The organism is Capillimicrobium parvum, from assembly GCF_021172045.1.
GTDB classification, from domain to species: Bacteria; Actinomycetota; Thermoleophilia; order Solirubrobacterales; family Solirubrobacteraceae; genus Capillimicrobium; species Capillimicrobium parvum.
In genome coordinates this window covers 3,617,536-3,632,255 of sequence record NZ_CP087164.1, presented here as the reverse complement: position 1 = coordinate 3,632,255, position 14,720 = coordinate 3,617,536, and the positions used below count along the sequence as shown (strand labels likewise).

The 14,720-nt window shown below is 73.4% G+C and carries 17 protein-coding genes; 14 read left to right on the top strand and 3 right to left on the bottom strand.

Annotated elements, in window-relative coordinates; all coding sequences use genetic code 11:
* Positions 1–8 precede the first annotated feature (8 nt).
* Positions 9–947, bottom strand: coding sequence for an aldo/keto reductase (locus DSM104329_RS17725; RefSeq protein WP_259311180.1), 939 nt, complete (start codon positions 945–947; stop codon positions 9–11).
* 103 nt (positions 948–1,050) lie between these two features.
* Here DSM104329_RS17725 and DSM104329_RS17720 point away from each other — a divergent pair, with 103 nt between their 5' ends.
* The 7 genes from DSM104329_RS17720 (at position 1,051) to dxs (ending at position 6,223) form a co-directional block, all read left to right on the top strand.
* The gene (locus DSM104329_RS17720; protein ID WP_259311179.1) at positions 1,051–1,599 is read left to right on the top strand and encodes a GNAT family N-acetyltransferase; all 549 of its coding nucleotides are present in this window, start codon (positions 1,051–1,053) and stop codon (positions 1,597–1,599) included.
* Between the two features lie 52 nt (positions 1,600–1,651).
* Positions 1,652–2,023 (top strand): hypothetical protein, encoded by a 372-nt coding sequence (locus DSM104329_RS17715; protein ID WP_259311178.1) that lies wholly within the window; start codon positions 1,652–1,654, stop codon positions 2,021–2,023.
* A gap of 180 nt (positions 2,024–2,203) precedes the next feature.
* The gene (efp, locus tag DSM104329_RS17710) at positions 2,204–2,764 is read left to right on the top strand and encodes an elongation factor P (protein ID WP_259311177.1); all 561 of its coding nucleotides are present in this window, start codon (positions 2,204–2,206) and stop codon (positions 2,762–2,764) included.
* A 31-nt stretch (positions 2,765–2,795) separates the two neighbouring features.
* Positions 2,796–3,206: a transcription antitermination factor NusB gene (locus DSM104329_RS17705; protein WP_259311176.1), complete on the top strand. Its 411-nt coding sequence runs from the start codon at positions 2,796–2,798 to the stop codon at positions 3,204–3,206.
* Positions 3,203–3,403: a hypothetical protein gene (locus tag DSM104329_RS17700; RefSeq protein WP_259311175.1), complete on the top strand. Its 201-nt coding sequence runs from the start codon at positions 3,203–3,205 to the stop codon at positions 3,401–3,403. Before DSM104329_RS17705 ends, DSM104329_RS17700 begins: the two co-directional genes overlap by 4 nt.
* 16 nt (positions 3,404–3,419) lie before the next feature.
* Positions 3,420–4,280: a polyprenyl synthetase family protein gene (locus tag DSM104329_RS17695; protein WP_326924507.1), complete on the top strand. Its 861-nt coding sequence runs from the start codon at positions 3,420–3,422 to the stop codon at positions 4,278–4,280.
* A complete protein-coding gene (dxs, locus tag DSM104329_RS17690; protein WP_259311173.1) occupies positions 4,277–6,223 on the top strand; it encodes a 1-deoxy-D-xylulose-5-phosphate synthase in 1,947 nt (648 codons plus the stop codon). The genes DSM104329_RS17695 and dxs overlap by 4 nt, the downstream gene beginning before the upstream one ends.
* Positions 6,224–6,229: 6 nt before the next feature.
* Here the strand turns inward: dxs and DSM104329_RS17685 are convergent, their stop codons facing one another.
* Positions 6,230–7,099 carry an alpha/beta fold hydrolase gene (locus DSM104329_RS17685; protein WP_259311172.1) on the bottom strand — a complete coding sequence of 290 codons (870 nt, stop codon included), beginning with the start codon at positions 7,097–7,099 and terminating at the stop codon, positions 6,230–6,232.
* A 33-nt stretch (positions 7,100–7,132) separates the two neighbouring features.
* Here DSM104329_RS17685 and DSM104329_RS17680 point away from each other — a divergent pair, with 33 nt between their 5' ends.
* The 4 genes from DSM104329_RS17680 (at position 7,133) to recN (ending at position 10,998) form a co-directional block, all read left to right on the top strand.
* Entirely contained in the window at positions 7,133–7,924 is a 792-nt protein-coding gene (locus DSM104329_RS17680) for a TlyA family RNA methyltransferase (RefSeq protein WP_259311171.1), read from the top strand.
* Positions 7,924–8,733 carry an NAD(+)/NADH kinase gene (locus DSM104329_RS17675; RefSeq protein ID WP_259311170.1) on the top strand — a complete coding sequence of 270 codons (810 nt, stop codon included), beginning with the start codon at positions 7,924–7,926 and terminating at the stop codon, positions 8,731–8,733. Before DSM104329_RS17680 ends, DSM104329_RS17675 begins: the two co-directional genes overlap by 1 nt.
* A gap of 73 nt (positions 8,734–8,806) precedes the next feature.
* Positions 8,807–9,274 (top strand): carboxymuconolactone decarboxylase family protein, encoded by a 468-nt coding sequence (locus tag DSM104329_RS17670; protein WP_259311169.1) that lies wholly within the window; start codon positions 8,807–8,809, stop codon positions 9,272–9,274.
* A gap of 65 nt (positions 9,275–9,339) precedes the next feature.
* Complete coding sequence (gene recN, locus DSM104329_RS17665; protein ID WP_259311168.1) at positions 9,340–10,998, top strand: DNA repair protein RecN; 1,659 nt, start codon at positions 9,340–9,342, stop codon at positions 10,996–10,998.
* A 97-nt stretch (positions 10,999–11,095) separates the two neighbouring features.
* Here the strand turns inward: recN and DSM104329_RS17660 are convergent, their stop codons facing one another.
* A complete protein-coding gene (locus tag DSM104329_RS17660; RefSeq protein ID WP_259311167.1) occupies positions 11,096–11,788 on the bottom strand; it encodes an alpha/beta hydrolase in 693 nt (230 codons plus the stop codon).
* 118 nt (positions 11,789–11,906) lie between these two features.
* Between DSM104329_RS17660 and steA the strand changes: the two genes are divergently transcribed.
* The 3 genes from steA to DSM104329_RS17645 are packed head-to-tail and all read left to right on the top strand — an operon-like array spanning position 11,907 to position 14,715.
* Positions 11,907–13,085 (top strand): putative cytokinetic ring protein SteA, encoded by a 1,179-nt coding sequence (gene steA / locus DSM104329_RS17655; RefSeq protein ID WP_259311166.1) that lies wholly within the window; start codon positions 11,907–11,909, stop codon positions 13,083–13,085.
* 44 nt (positions 13,086–13,129) lie between these two features.
* Complete coding sequence (locus DSM104329_RS17650; protein ID WP_259311165.1) at positions 13,130–14,005, top strand: copper transporter; 876 nt, start codon at positions 13,130–13,132, stop codon at positions 14,003–14,005.
* Positions 14,002–14,715, top strand: a complete 714-nt coding sequence (locus tag DSM104329_RS17645; protein ID WP_259311164.1) for a glycerophosphoryl diester phosphodiesterase membrane domain-containing protein — start codon at positions 14,002–14,004, stop codon at positions 14,713–14,715. Before DSM104329_RS17650 ends, DSM104329_RS17645 begins: the two co-directional genes overlap by 4 nt.
* The last annotated feature ends 5 nt before the right edge of the window (positions 14,716–14,720 follow it).

The window sequence follows — 14,720 nt, the reverse complement described above, 5'->3', positions numbered from 1 at the left end:
ACAGGCTCTCAGGCGCCGATCCCGCGCAACCGGGCGATCTGGTGCGTGTCCAGGCGCGCCAGCAGGTCTGCCGCGGCGGCGTTGTCGGCCACCTGCTCGGGCCGCGTGGCGCCGCAGAGCACCGTCGCGGTGTCGGGGTTGGACAGCGCGAACGCGAGGGCGAGCTGGGCGGGCGTGGCGCCGAGCTCGGCCGCCCGCTCGCGCAGCGCCTGCGCCGCCGCTCGGGCGGGCCGCCAGCGCTCGTCGCCGAGCTCGCCGGCCATCCGGCCCTGCGCCGCTCCGTCCGCGTACTTGCCGGTGAGGATGCCCCCGGCCAGCGTGTACGACGCGACGACGCTCGCCTCGCAGGCCTGCAGGGCGTCGACCATGGCCTGGCCCTCGACCCAGTCGCGGCTGACGAGGCTGTAGGGCAGCTGGGCGGCGCACGGCGTCGGCACGCCCTGCGCTCGGGCGATCCGGCCGGCCTCGGCCAGGCGGTCGGCCTGCCAGTTGACGATGCCCCACGCGCGGGCGCGGCCGGCGGCGAGCAGCGCACCGATCTGGGCGACGACCTCCTCGAGCGGGAGCTCCGCCGGCGGCGGGTCGGAGTAGATGAAGTCGAGGTGGTCGAGGCCGGTGCGCTCGAGCGAGGCGTCGAGCTCCTGCGCGGCGTCCTGCTCGGGCCAGAACTCCCACCACAGCTTGCCCGCGATCGTCACCTCGTCGCGGCCGTAGTCCGACGCGCGGAAGACCTCGCCGAAGACGACCTCGGAGTAGCCGGTCGGGATCGGCGCCGTGCCGGTCATGTCGTTGTAGCGGGCGACCTCGAGGAAGTCGATGCCCGCCGCGCGCGCCTCGTTGAGGACGGCGGCGCCCTGCTCGCGCGGGATGCGCTCGTAGGTCTGCCAGGAGCCGAGCGCGATGACCGAGACGTCGAGGCCGGAGTGTCCGAGCGAGCGGTGGAGCATGACGGCACCGTAGACGTCGGCGCGAGATCGTGGCCGGGGAGCGCCGTCCCGCCGCGTTGGCGCGCCCGCCTGCGACAGCGCTCGGGCGGGTACGGTCCGCGACATGCCCGTCTCAGCTGCGAGCGTGCCGCCGGGCGTCTCGCTGCGTGCCGCCACCGTCGAGGACGCCGAGGCGCTCGGCCGGTGCGTCATCGACGGGTTCGCGGGGTACCGCGCGTTCGCGCCCGCCGGCTGGGAGCCGCCGCCGATGGCCGAGGAGGTCGCCCACGTGCGGCGGCTGCTGCGCAGCAGGCAGCACTGGTGCCTGATCGCCGAGCGGGACGGTGCGCTCGTCGGGCAGATCGCGGTGCTGCCCGCCGCGCTCTCGGGGATGCCGGTCGACGACGCGTCGCTCGCGCATCTGCGCAACCTCTTCGTGCACCCCGATCAGTGGGGGAGCGGGTTGGCGCGGGTGCTGCACCGCGCCGGGGTGGAGGCGTCGCGCGAGCGCGGCTTCGCGGCGATGCGCCTGTTCACGCCGGCCGCGCACGGCCGGGCCCGGCGGTTCTACGAGCGCGAGGGCTGGCAGCCGGCGGGCGAGGAGTTCCACGCGCCGGGGCCGGACCTCGTGCTGATCGAGTACCGGCTCGAGTTGTCGCGCCCCCGTCGCTGACTTGTCACGTCCGCGTGTTGTTCGGGCACGCGCTGCCCGGCACCGTGACGGCATGCCTCGCAAGCGCTACGTCACCGCCCGTCTCGCCCAGTTCGACCGCCCCGACTGGGGCCCGCTGCAGCTCGCTGTCGGCGAGGACCTGATGTGGCCGTGGATGTGGATGTGCGAGCTGCGGACGCGCGCCGGTGTGGCCTACCACGCCTACAAGCACCACGCCACCCGCCGGTACCTGCACCTCGGACCGGAGGCCGACGCGATCGACTACGTCGGCGACCACCGCTACGAGCGGATCGACCTCGCCGACGCGCTCGAGGACGCGTTGTGGCCCTGGTGGGAGCGCCTGGACGCGACCCCGGAGGACACCGTGGCGTGCTGGATCGCGATCGAGCGCGCACGGCGGCTCGCGGGGCGGCCGGCGCAGTGAGCGCGGCGGCCTGCGCGCACTTCTCGCGCAGGTACGGCCCGGGCTCGACCGCGACGACCTCGTCGACGGCGTCGGGGTGGTGCTCGAGGTCACCCCCGACGCGGCGATGCCCGGAGTCCGGCATCCCCGTCGCGTCCGCGGGATCCGGGCTCGCGGCGGGCGAAGTACCCTTGGGGCTGCATGGTCTCAACGAACCAGTTCAAGAACGGCAACCACATCGACGTCGAGGGGACCGTCTTCAAGATCCTCGAGTTCCAGCACGTCAAGCCCGGCAAGGGCGGCGCGTTCGTGCGCACGAAGCTGCGCCGCGCCTCCGACGGCAACGTGATCGACCGCACGTTCCGCGCGGGCGAGAAGTTCCGCGCCGTGCGCACGGAGGCGCGCAAGATGCAGTTCCTCTACGCCGACGGCACCGACGCGCACTTCATGGACAGCGCGAGCTACGAGCAGCTCGCCATCCCCGAGCCGGCGGTCAAGGACGCCCTGCGCTGGACGAAGCCGAGCGACGAGGTCGACGTGCTCTTCATCGACGACCAGCCGAGCGACCTGCAGCTCCCGTCGTCGGTCGAGCTCGAGGTCACCGACACCGAGCCCGGTCTGCGCGGCGACACCGCGTCCGGCGGCGGCAACAAGCCCGCCACGCTCGAGACCGGCGCCGTCGTGCAGGTCCCGCTCTTCGTCAACGTCGGCGATCGCGTCAAGGTCCAGACGGCGTCCGGCGACTACATGTCGCGCGCCTAGCCGCGCGGAAGCCGAAGCCGCCCGAGCACCCTTGGCCCGCCGTTCCGATCAACGCCGCGCCGCCGTCTTCGCGGTCTACCAGCACGATCTGACGGGACGTCCGCTCGCGGACACGCTCGAACGCGACGCGCCCATCTTCACCCGCGCGCTCGCCCATGCGACCGAGGACTACAGCGAGGACGCCGACGCGATCATCGCTCGCCATGCGAAGGGCTGGACGATCGACCGGATCGCGCCGCTCGAGAAGGCGATCATGCGCGTCGCGCTGACGGAGATCCTGCATCCCGACGCGGTTCCGGGCGATGCGCCGATCCCGCCCGAGGGGGCCATCGAGGAGGCCGTGAAGACCGCCAAGACGTACGCCGGAGCGCAGGCGCCGAAGTTCGTCAACGGCATCCTCGCCGCTGCCCTCCGGGAGATGCGCGAGGATTGCACCCCATGAACGACCTCGATCGCCTAATCGAACGGCTGGACCGCGCCGCCGAGCAGCTTCGCTCCGGCGAGCTCTCGGCCGACGCCGCCGCGACGCTCGTCGAGGACTGCGCCGCCCTCGCCGCGCAGGCGGGCTCCGAGCTCGACCGCCGCGCCCGCGAGGCGGCCGGCGAGCCGCCGCCGCCCGGCCAGGGGGCCCTGTTGTGACCACGAGCACCGCCCGATCGCTCTGAGCGAGTACCCCGAGCATCTCAGGGGGCTCGTCGAGGACTACCTCGCCGAGCTGCGCTTCACGGACGGCACCCCGACCGAGGGCCTCGAGGAGGCGATGCGCTACAGCCTGCTCGCGGGCGGCAAGCGCATCCGCCCCGTCCTCGCGCTCGCCACCGCGCGGGCGCTGCGCCGCGACGAGCGCGAGGTCCTGCCGCTCGCCGCCGCGCTCGAGCTCATCCACACCTACTCGCTCATCCACGACGACCTCCCGGCGATGGACGACGACGACCTGCGCCGCGGGCGGCCGACGTGCCACGTGGCGTACGGCGAGGACGTCGCGATCCTCGCGGGCGACGCCCTCTACGCCGAGGCGTTCCGCCACGTCCTGACGCACCAGACGGGCGATCCGCAGTGCGTCATCGACGCGCTCGCCCACCTCGCCACGGCGACCGGCGTCAACGGCATGGTCGGCGGCCAGTACCTCGACGTCTCGGCCGACCACCCGGACCTCCGCGAGCTGCACGCGCTGAAGACCGGACGCCTCATCGGCGCCTCGATCCAATGCATCGCGCTGCTCAGCGGCGCGGATGCCGACCGCTGGCGCCCGTATTGTGCCGAGCTCGGAGTGCTCTTCCAGATCGTCGACGACATCCTGGACGTGACCGGCACCGACGACGCCCTCGGCAAGCCCCAGGGCTCGGACGAGCGCCACGGGAAGCGCACGTACGTCAGCGAGTTCGGTCTCGCAGGAGCGCGTACCATGGCCGAGACGTCCCACGCCAACGCGCGCGCCGCGCTGGCTGCGGCGGCTCCCAACGGTGCGCTCGAGCTCGAGCACATCACCGACTTCATCTACACCCGGACTTCATGACGCCGATCCTCGATCGCATCGACCGCCCGCAGGACCTGCACTCGCTCACCGACGACGAGCTGGCGCAGGTCGCGCAGGAGGTACGCGCGCATATCATCGACACGGTCGGCGAGATCGGCGGCCACTTCGGCGCCAACCTGGGCACCTGCGAGCTCGCGGTCGCCCTGCACTCGCTGCTGGACTCGCCGCGCGACAAGGTCCTCTGGGACGTCGGCCATCAGGCCTACCCCCACAAGGTCCTCACGGGCCGCCGCGACCAGCTGCCGACCATCCGCCAGTACGAGGGCCTCGCTCCGTTCTGCGCGATCCACGAGTCCGAGCACGACATCATGGGCGCCGGCCACGCCTCGACCTCGATCGGCTACGCCGTCGGGCTCAAGGAGGCGATGCGCCTGCAGGGCGACATCGACGCCGGCAAGGTCGTCGCGGTCATCGGCGACGGTGCGATGACCGGCGGCGTCGCGTTCGAGGCGATCGGCCAGGCCGGCGGCCTGGGCACCCCGATCGTCGTCGTGCTCAACGACAACGGCATGTCGATCGCGCCGAACGTCGGCGCCCTCTCGCGCTACTTCAACCGCGTCCGCCTGAACCCGAAGCTCTACCGGGCGCGCGAGGGCGTCGAGGAGAAGCTGACGAAGCTGCCGGCGGGCATCGGCACCGCGTTCGAGCACCTCGGCCCGCAGCTGAAGGAGTCCATCAAGGCGTTCTGGGCGCCCGGGCTCATCTGGGAGGAGCTCGACTGGGCCTACATGGGCGTCATCGACGGCCATGACGTCCACGCGCTGCGCATCGCGCTCACCGAGGCGCTCGACGCCCAGCGCCCGGTGGTCGTCCACATCGCGACCGTCAAGGGCAAGGGCTTCGAGCCGGCCGAGAACGGCGGCCTGGAGGGCATGGAGAAGTGGCATGCCGCCAAGCCGAAGTCGATCGCCAACGGCGCCCCGGCGAAGGCCGCTCCCAAGCCGGCCAACGGCCCCGTCGCGCCGCCGCAGTACACGACGGTGTTCGGCGAGGCGCTCGTGCGCGAGGTCGAGCGCGACCCGCGCATCGTCGGCATCACCGCCGCCATGAACTCCGGCACCGGCCTGAACATCCTGCAGAAGGCCAAGCCCGAGCACTACTTCGACGTCGGCATCGCCGAGCAGCAGGCGGTCCTGTTCGCCTCCGGGCTCGCGCTCCAGGGCGCCAAGCCGGTCTGCGCGATCTACTCGACCTTCCTGCAGCGCGCGTTCGACCAGATCGTCCACGACGTCGCCCTGCAGAAGCTCAACGTGGTCTTCGCGATGGACCGCGCCGGCCTGGTCGGCGACGACGGGCCCACGCACCACGGCGCGTTCGACATCGCCTACCTGCGCTGCCTGCCGAACATGGTGCTCATGGCTCCGCGCGACGAGGCCATGCTCGTGCGGATGCTGCGCACGGCGATGCTCCACGACGACGGCCCGATCGCCCTGCGCTACCCGCGCGGCGAGGCGGCCGGCGTGCCGATCCCCGACGATCCCGAGCCGATCGAGCTCGGCACCGGCGAGATCCTGCGCGAGGGCGGGCGCGTCGCGATCGTCGGCTACGGCACGGGCGTGCTCAAGGCGCTCGAGGCGGCCGACCGGCTCGCGGAGGGCGGCCTCGACGTCACGGTCGCCGACGCCCGGTTCGCCAAGCCGATGGATCGCGCGCTGCTGGCCCAGCTCGCGGCCGAGCACGAGCTCGTCGTGACGGTCGAGGAGGGCGTGCTGCACGGCGGGTTCGGCTCAGCGGTCTGGGAGACGCTCAACGACGCCGGGCTCCCGGTGCCGCGGATCCTGCGCGTCGGGCTGCCCGACCGCTACGTCACGCACGGCAAGCCGGCGCTGCTGCACAGCGAGGTCGGCTTCACCGGGCCGCGGATCGCCGAGCGCATCGAGGCGGTGCTGCGCGACCCGCAGGCTGCGCTCGCCGGCCGCTGAGCCCCATCACGCGGCCAGCAGGATCTCGGTCACGCGGCCGGGGTGCGACAGCATCGGCGAGTGCCCGACGCCTTCGAGGACGATCGAGTCGAGTCCCAGCCGCTGCGGCACCGCGACACGGGCCCACTGCGGCGAGACGATCCGGTCCTCGGTGGCCCGCACGTCGACGACCGTCGCCGTCGCGGGCGGCCAGGCGGCGGCGGGGCTGATCTCGCTGAAGATCGTCGAGGCCTGGGGCCGCAGGCGGGCGTACGCCGAGGCGGCGTCCTCGGGCGCGCAGCCGTTGTAGAGGTGGTCGCGGGCGAGCTCCGCGTCGGTCCACACGCGCCGGCCCTCCGCGTCGCGCTCGACGCCGGCCTGGTAGTCGGCGAGCAGGACGTGCTCCTCGGCGTTCTGCTCGACGAAGCGGCCGCCGGGCTGGGGGAGGAGGGCCGAGACGAGCACGACGGCGCGCGCACCGGCCTCGGCCGCGACCAGCGGCGCGGTGAGGCCGCCGGCGGAGTGCGCCGCGACGACGACGTCCCCGCCGGGGTCGGTGCCCAGGGCGTCGAGCACGACGGCGGCGTAGTCCGCGGCGCCCGCCCCGACGACGTCGCAAGGCAGGTCGGGCGCGATGACGCGGTGGCCGGCGTCGCGCAGCCGGGGCGCGACGCGGTCCCAGCACCATCCGCCGTGCCAGGCGCCGTGGATGAGGGCGAACGTGGCCAGGTGCGGGACGTTATCCGCTCCGGAACATGAAACGGCCCGCCGGGGAGACGGGCCGCTTCGGGGAGGAGAGATGCTGTGTGATGGTCCTTCTGTGGGAGCACCGTTGCTGCGTTGGTGCTGACGACCATTATGCTGGCTGACCGGCCAGTCGACTGTGATCCTCGTCACGCAACGACCGCGCGACCGCTAGGTTTCGCGCCCGTGGTGAAGGTTCGGCTCGACGCCCTCCTGGCCCAGCGCGGCCTCTTCGAGACTCGCAGCCGTGCGGCCGCGTCCGTGCTGGCGGGCGAGGTCATGCTCGGCCACGAGCGCCGGCGGGCCGCCAAGCCCGGCCAGATGGTCGAGGACAGCGTGGTCGTGGCGCTCGACGAGCGGCCGCAGTTCGTCTCCCGCGGAGGCCGCAAGCTCGCCAACGCGCTCGACGCCACCGGCCTGGACCCGGCCGGCCGGCGCTGCCTCGACGTGGGCGCCTCGACCGGCGGCTTCACGGACTGCCTGCTCCAGCGCGGCGCCGAGCACGTCGTCGCGGTCGACGTGGCCTACGGCGAGCTCGCCTGGTCGCTGCGCACGGACGATCGCGTCACCGTGCTCGAACGCGTCAACGCCCGGGCGCTCGACCCCGGCCGGCTGCCGTGGGCGCCCGACCTGATCGTCGCGGATGTCTCGTTCATCTCGCTGACGAAGATCCTGCCCGCGGTGCTCGCCGCCGCCGCGGACCGCTTCGACGCGCTCGTCATGGTGAAGCCGCAGTTCGAGGTCGGCCGCGACCGGGTCGGCAAGGGCGGTGTGGTGCGCGATCCAGGCCTGCGCCGCGAGGCGCTGCTGATGGTCGCCCGGGCGGCGCAGGGCCTCGGCGCGTCCGTGCTCGGCTTCGCGCCCAGCGGGCTGCCCGGGCCCAAGGGCAACCAGGAGACGTTCCTCTGGCTGGCCGAGGCCGGACGTGGCGGCGCGGTCGGCGATCTCGAGCCGGCGGTCGCGGAGGTGGAGGCCTGATGGCCGAGCGCGTCGCGGTCGTCATGACCCATCGCCGGGCGGAGGAGATCCGCGAGGCGGTCGACACGCTCGAGCGCGTCGCCGCCGAGCACGACGTGACGCTGCGCTTCGTCGACGACGAGCCGGAGGGCGACGACGAGGGCGTCGAGATCGCCATCGCGCTGGGAGGCGACGGCACGATCCTGAGCGCGCTGCGACGGTTCTCGGGCAGCGGCGTCCCCGTGTTCGCCGTGAACTACGGGCAGGTCGGCTTCCTGGCCACGATCGAGGCGAGCGACTGTCAGCGGGGCTTCGCGCGGGCGTTCTCGCAGGACTTCGAGCTGCTGCATCTGCCCGGCGTCGGCATCGCCGCTCCGGGCATCCGGCAGGCCGGGCTCAACGACGTGTCGATCACGCGGCGTCCCGGCGATCGCGTCGCCGTGCTCGCGTACGTGCTGGGCGGCGAGGAGCTCGGCCGCGTGCGGTGTGACGGCCTCGTCGTCTCGACCCCGGCGGGGTCGACGGGGTACAACCTCGCCAACGGCGGACCGGTGCTGGCCTGGGGCGTGGGCGGCTACGTCGTCTCGTTCATCGCCCCGCACTCGCTGACCGCGCGCGCGCTCGTCGTCGCGCCCGCGGACACGCTGACGATCTGCAACCGCTCGAGCGCCGAGTCCGTCGACGTGTCGGTGGACGGGCGTCCGGTCGGTGAGCTGGCGCCGGCCGACTCGCTCGACTGCTCCTTCGTCGGTGACGCGGCGCTGCTCGCCCAGCTGCCGGGGACGACCTTCTACCGGCGGCTGCGGGAGAAGTTCGGGCACCTCGTGTAGGCGGCGGGTGGTCCTGGGCGCCGGTGGTGGACTGGCCCTCGACCCGGGTCCGATCCCGGCCTATCGTCACGGCATGACCCCCACGACCGCAACCTCGCACGCTCCGCGCCTGGACCTCGGCGAGGAGCTCCCCGCGGCGTACGCCGCAATCGTCCGGCTCGACCAGGCCGCGAGCGGCCAGATCGACGCCGCCCTGAAGGCGCTCGTCGAGCTGCGCGTCTCGCAGATCAACGGCTGCGCGTTCTGCCTCGACATGCACGCCCGGGCCCTGCGCGAGCTCGGCGAGTCCCAGCAGCGGCTCGACATGCTCGCCGCCTGGCGCGAGGTGTCGCTCTTCGACGAGCGCGAGCGCGCCGCGCTCGAGTTCGCCGAATCGGTGACGCGCCTGGAGCCGGGCGGGGTGCCCGACGACGTCTGGGACGCCGCGGCCGCGGCCTTCCCCGGACAGCAGATGGCCGGCCTGCTCGCCGCGGTGATCGTGATCAACGCGTGGAACCGCGTGGCGGTGCCGTCGCGCATGGCGGTGCCCGAGATCGCCTGACGGCTTTCTCACGGAAGCGTCACGGGACGCCCGGTCCGTCGGGCGCCACTGGTACATACGTTCGCATGCTCAACGAGCTGCGCGTCGAGAACCTCCTGCTGATCGAACGGGCCGAGCTGCGGCTGGCGCCCGGGCTCAACGTCCTGACGGGTGAGACGGGGGCCGGCAAGACGGTGCTGGCCCATGCGCTCGACCTGCTGCTCGGCGGCAAGGCCCGGGCCGGGATCGTCCGGCCCGGGGCGGCGGAGGCATACGTCGAGGGCGTGTTCGAGCTGCCGGGCGAGCTGCGCGGCGAACTGGGCGAAAGGCTGCCCGAGGACGCCGACGAGGTGGTGCTCGCCCGACGGGTCGGCGCGAACGGCCGCACGCGGGCCTACGTGAACGGCCGGTCGGCCAACGCGGGCGACCTGCGCGAGCTCGCCGAGCCGCTCATCGCCTTCTACGGCCAGCACGAGCACCGGCGCCTGACGCTCTCCTCGACGCAGCTCGACGTCCTGGACGGCTACTGCGGGGCGGCGCAGCTCGAACGGCGGGCTGCCGCGGCGGCCGCGCATGGTCGCGCTCGGTCGCTACAGGCCGCGCTCGATGAGCTGCGCGACCGGGCCGGTGCCCGTGAGCGCGAGCTCGACCTCCTCGAGTTCGAGCTCGCGGAGATCGCCGAGGTCTCGCCTGACGAGGACGAGGAGCGCGATCTGCTCGCCGCGCGCGACCGGCTGCGCCACATGGCGGCGCTCGGCGGCGCGGCGATGACCGGGGTCGAGGCGATCGAGCCGGGCGACGGAGAGGGCGGGGCGGCGTCGCTGCTGGCGGCGGCCGGCGCGGCGCTCGAGGGCGTGGCGGGCATCGACCCGGAGCTCGACGGCCTCGTCGAGCGGTTCCGGGTCGTCACCGTCGAGGTCGGCGACCTCGCCAGCGAGCTGCGCCGGTACGTCGAGGACCTCGATGCCGAGCCGGGCCGGCTGGACATGGTCGAAGCGCGGCTCGCGGCGGTCGACCGCCTCAAGCGCAAGCACGGCGGCAGCGTCGCCGCGGTCCTCGAGCACGCCGAGAGCTGCACGCGGCGGCGCGACGAGCTTGTCGGAGCGGAGGAGGCGCTCGGGCGGGCGGAGGACCGGCTGGCGCAGGCGCGGGCGGAGCTCGCGGCGCTGTCGGCCGAGCTGCACGAGGCCCGTGCGGCCGCCGGTCCCGCGCTGGCGGAGTCGGTCCGCGAGCGGCTGGCGGCGCTGGCGATGGAGGGCGCGTCGTTCGAGGTCGCACTGGCCGACCGGGAGCCCGGGCCGGCGGGCGCGGACGCGGTCGAGTTCCTCATCGCCGCCAACCCCGGCGTGCCCGCCGGGCCGCTGCGCGACATCGCCTCCGGCGGCGAGCTGTCGCGGGTGATGCTGGCGCTCATGGGCGTGGCCAACGAGGAGGGCGGCGCGACGCTCGTCTTCGACGAGGTCGACGCCGGCATCGGCGGCGTGACGGCCCGCGCGGTCGGCGAGCAGCTGCGGACTCTGGCCCGCAGCCGGCAGGTCATCTGCATCACCCATCTCCCGCAGGTCGCCTCGCTCGCGGACCGCAACTTCTCGATCGCCAAGGACACGTCCGCCGACCCTGCCCGGACCACGGTCACCGAGCTCGCGTCCGGCGAGCTGGTCGGCGAGCTCGTCCGCATGCTCGGCGCGGACGGGGAGGATGCGGCGGCCCGCCGTCATGCGGAGGAGTTGCTGCGCGCGGCTTGACGCGGCGGCCACCCCGACGCGGCGGCCGCCCTGATGCGGCGGCCACCCGCGACGCGCCGCTCGCGCGCAGGCGGGCGGGCGGGCGGGCGGGCGGGCGCTACGGGAGCACGCCGCGGATGATCTCGACGACCGCGTCGGGCTGGGAGAGCATCGGGGAGTGGCCGGCATCGAGCCGGTGTATGGTGCCCGCCCGCTGGCTGAGCATCTCCTGCGCCGGCACGGGGATCGCGTTGTCCTGGTCGCAGATCACGTACGTCGAGGGGGTCTGGCGCCACGCGGCGGCGCGCAGCTCCTGCGCGATCGCGTCGAAGCGCTGCAGCTGGAGCGCGGCGGCGGCGGTCTCGGCCGCGCCGGCGTCCATGTCGTTGTAGAAGATTTCCTCCGGGCGGAAGGCGATCAGCGCGCGGTGGTCGTCGGTGAACGACCACCAGTCCGGCGGCTCGCCGCCGACGAGGCCGTACAGCGACTCGCCCTCGTCGAGCATGAACGCGGTCAGGTAGACGATGTGCGAGACGTTCTCGGCGCCCGCGGCGCCCTCGCTCGCCACCGCGCCGCCGTAGGAGTGCGCCACGAGCACGACGGGACCGTCGATCTCCGCGAGCGTCGCCCGCACCGCGTCGGCGTCGTCGTGCAGGTCGCCGAGCGAGTCCGCGTCCGGCCCGACGCTCGGCAGGTCGACGGTGCGCACGCCGATGCCCTCGGCGGCCAAGCGGCTCGCCACCTCCGCCCACGCCCAGGGCCCGTGCCACGCACCGTGGACCAGCAGCACCGTCGGATCGTCCTGCGCCATGTGGGCTCTCTCCTCGCTTGCTGACGTGCCCGCCCATCCTGCCATGCGCGCGCACGACGCAGGCGCCGCGGGGCGGTCGCAACGCCACACGGATGCCGCGCGCCCTAGACTCGCCGGGATGTCCGCCGTGCCTCGCGTCTCGGACAGCGCGCGGCTCGAGCCGACGACCCGTCCGGTGACGGGGCGTGTGCGGCTCGGCCGGCGCACCAAGCTCCTGGTCAAGCGCCTGACCCGGGGCGACATCGCCGTGATCGATCATCGCGACCTCGATCGCGTGTCAGCCGAGGATCTCGTCGGGGTCGGCGTCGTCGCGGTCCTCAACTGCCGGCCGAGCTCGAGCGGCAGCTACCCGAACATGGGCCCGATGCTGCTCGTCCAGGCCGGGATCGTGCTCGTCGACCTGCCGGACGACACCCTCTTTCACCGCCTGCGCGACGACGACGAGATCACCGTGCGCGACGGCGACGTCCTGCGCGGCGGCGAGGTCATCGCCCAGGGAACCGTCCAGAGCCCGTCCGACGTCCGCGCCCGCAACGACGCCTCCCGTGACGCCATTGGCGAGGCGCTCGAGGAGTTCGCTCGCAACACGGTGGAGCACATGCTCGACGAGCGCGAGCTGCTCGCCGGCAAGATCGAGCTGCCGCGCTTCACCACCGACTTCCGCGACCGGCCGGCGCTCATCGTGGTCCGCGGCGTCGACCACCGGCGCGACCTGCGCGCCCTGCGCCCGTACATCCGCGACGTGCGCCCCGTGATCGTGGGGGTCGACGGCGGCGCGAACGCCATCCTCGAGGAGGGCTTTCGCCCGGACATGATCGTCGGCGACATGGACTCCGCCTCCGAGCAGACCCTGTCCTGCGGAGCCGAGCTCGTCGTCCACGCCTATCCCGACGGCCGAGCGCCCGGCCGCGACGTGCTCGACCGGCTCGGCCTGCCGCACAAGATCGTGCCCGCCCCGGGCACCAGCCAGGACGTCGCGATGCTGATCGCCCACGAGAAGGGCGCGCAGCTGATCGTGTCGGTCGGCTCGCAGTTCAACCTCGTCGAGTTCCTGGACAAGAACCGTCAGGGGATGGCGTCGACCTTCCTGACGCGCCTGCGGCTCGGCGAGAAGCTGATCGACGCCAAGGGCGTGGGCCGTCTCTACCGCCCGCGGCCCGGCACGCTGCCGATCGGCCTGGTCTTCCTCGCCGGCATCATCACCGTCGCCGTCATCGTCTGGCGCACCCCGGCGCTCTACAACCTGGTCCAGCTTCTCTGGCTCAAGCTGCAGGTGCTGCTCGGCATGGACACGTAGTGGTTCGTGTCGATGATCGCGGGGCGGGCCACTAGCCTGGTCCGGTGTTCGACTTCCGGTACCACGCGCTGTCGCTCGTGGCGGTGTTCCTCGCGCTCGCCGTCGGGCTGCTGCTCGGCGTGGCGATCGGCGACTCGGGGCTGGTGTCGTCGGCCCAGAAGGACATCGAGAACTCGCTGCGCGGTGACGTGCGCGCGTCACGGGCCGAAGCGGACGACCTGCGTGGGGAGCTCGGCCGCCACCTCGACTACGAGAAGCAGACCTATCCGGACCTCGTCGCGGGCCGCCTGCCCGGCGCCCAGATCGGGCTCCTGTTCATGGGCCCGACCCAGGGCGGCGTGGTCGACCAGGTCCGCGAGGCCATCGAGCCCGCGGGCGCGCAGCTGCGCTGGGTCGGCGTCCTGCGCGAGCCGCCCGGCCTCCAGGCGCTCGCCGAGCACGCCAAGCCCACCCGATACATCGCGCTCGCGGACAACCCGGCCCTGCTCGGCCCGTTCGCGGAGCGCATCGGGCTCGCGCTCGCGGCCGGCGGCAAGCTCGTCTCGCAGGAGCGCTCCTCGCTGATGGGATCGTTCTCGGGCGAGCTCGGCCAGCTCGACGGGGTGGTGGTGGCGCGCTCGTCCTCGCGTCCCGAGGAGTCGGACGAGCAGCGCGGGACGACGGACACCCTCGAGCAGGGCATCATGCGCGGCATGTTCCGCGGCAGCGTGCCCGTCGTCGGCGTCGAGCACCTCGACACCGACCCGTCCCAGGTCTCGTGGTACCGAGAGCACGGCCTGGCCTCGGTCGACTCGATCGACCAGGTCTCCGGTCAGGCCGCGCTCGTCTTCGCGCTGGCCGGCGCGGACGGGGCGTTCGGGCTGAAGTCCAGCGCGGAGGCGCTGCTGCCGCGCGTGGTCGGCGGGGTCAGCCGCCCGTGACGCTGCGCAGCCGGCGGGACCTCGGCGCGATCCTCCGCGACGCGCTCACGCTCTACGGCGGCCAGTTCCGGACGTTCTTCCTGATCGCGCTCGTCGTGGTGGTCCCGGTGGATCTCATCGTGCTCGGAGTCGGGCTCGGCCAGCTCTCCGGCCCGTTCGACTCGAGCCCGTCGGCCGGCGCGCAGGCGGTGGAGCTCGGCGTCACGTACCTCGTGACGACGCCGCTCATCACCGCCATGGCGATCGAGGCGCTGCGCCGTGAGAGGGGCTCGACCGGGCAGGCGATCCAGGCCGGGCTCGACGCGTTCCCGCACGTCCTGCTCGTGATGGTGCTCTACGCCGCCGCCATCGCGGTCGGCGTCCTGCTCCTGATCGTCCCGGGCATCATCGCCGGCATCCGGCTGCTCTTCGGCATCCAGATGGTGGTCCTCGAAGGCCGGCGCGGAGTCCCGGCCCTGCGCCGGTCGTGGGAGCTCACGGACGGCTGCTTCTGGCGGGTGCTGGGCATCAACCTGGTGATCGGCCTGGCGGCGGGGATCGCGGGCGTGGTGGTCGGCATCCCGCTGACGGCCGCGGCCCAGAGCGCCGACGCCGACTGGCTCGCGCTCGCCGCCTCGATGCTCAGCCAGACCGTCGTGGCGCCGTTCGTGGCGATCGCCACGACCCTCCTGTACTTCGATCTGCTGGAGCGCAGCGAGACCACCGCCTGACCGTC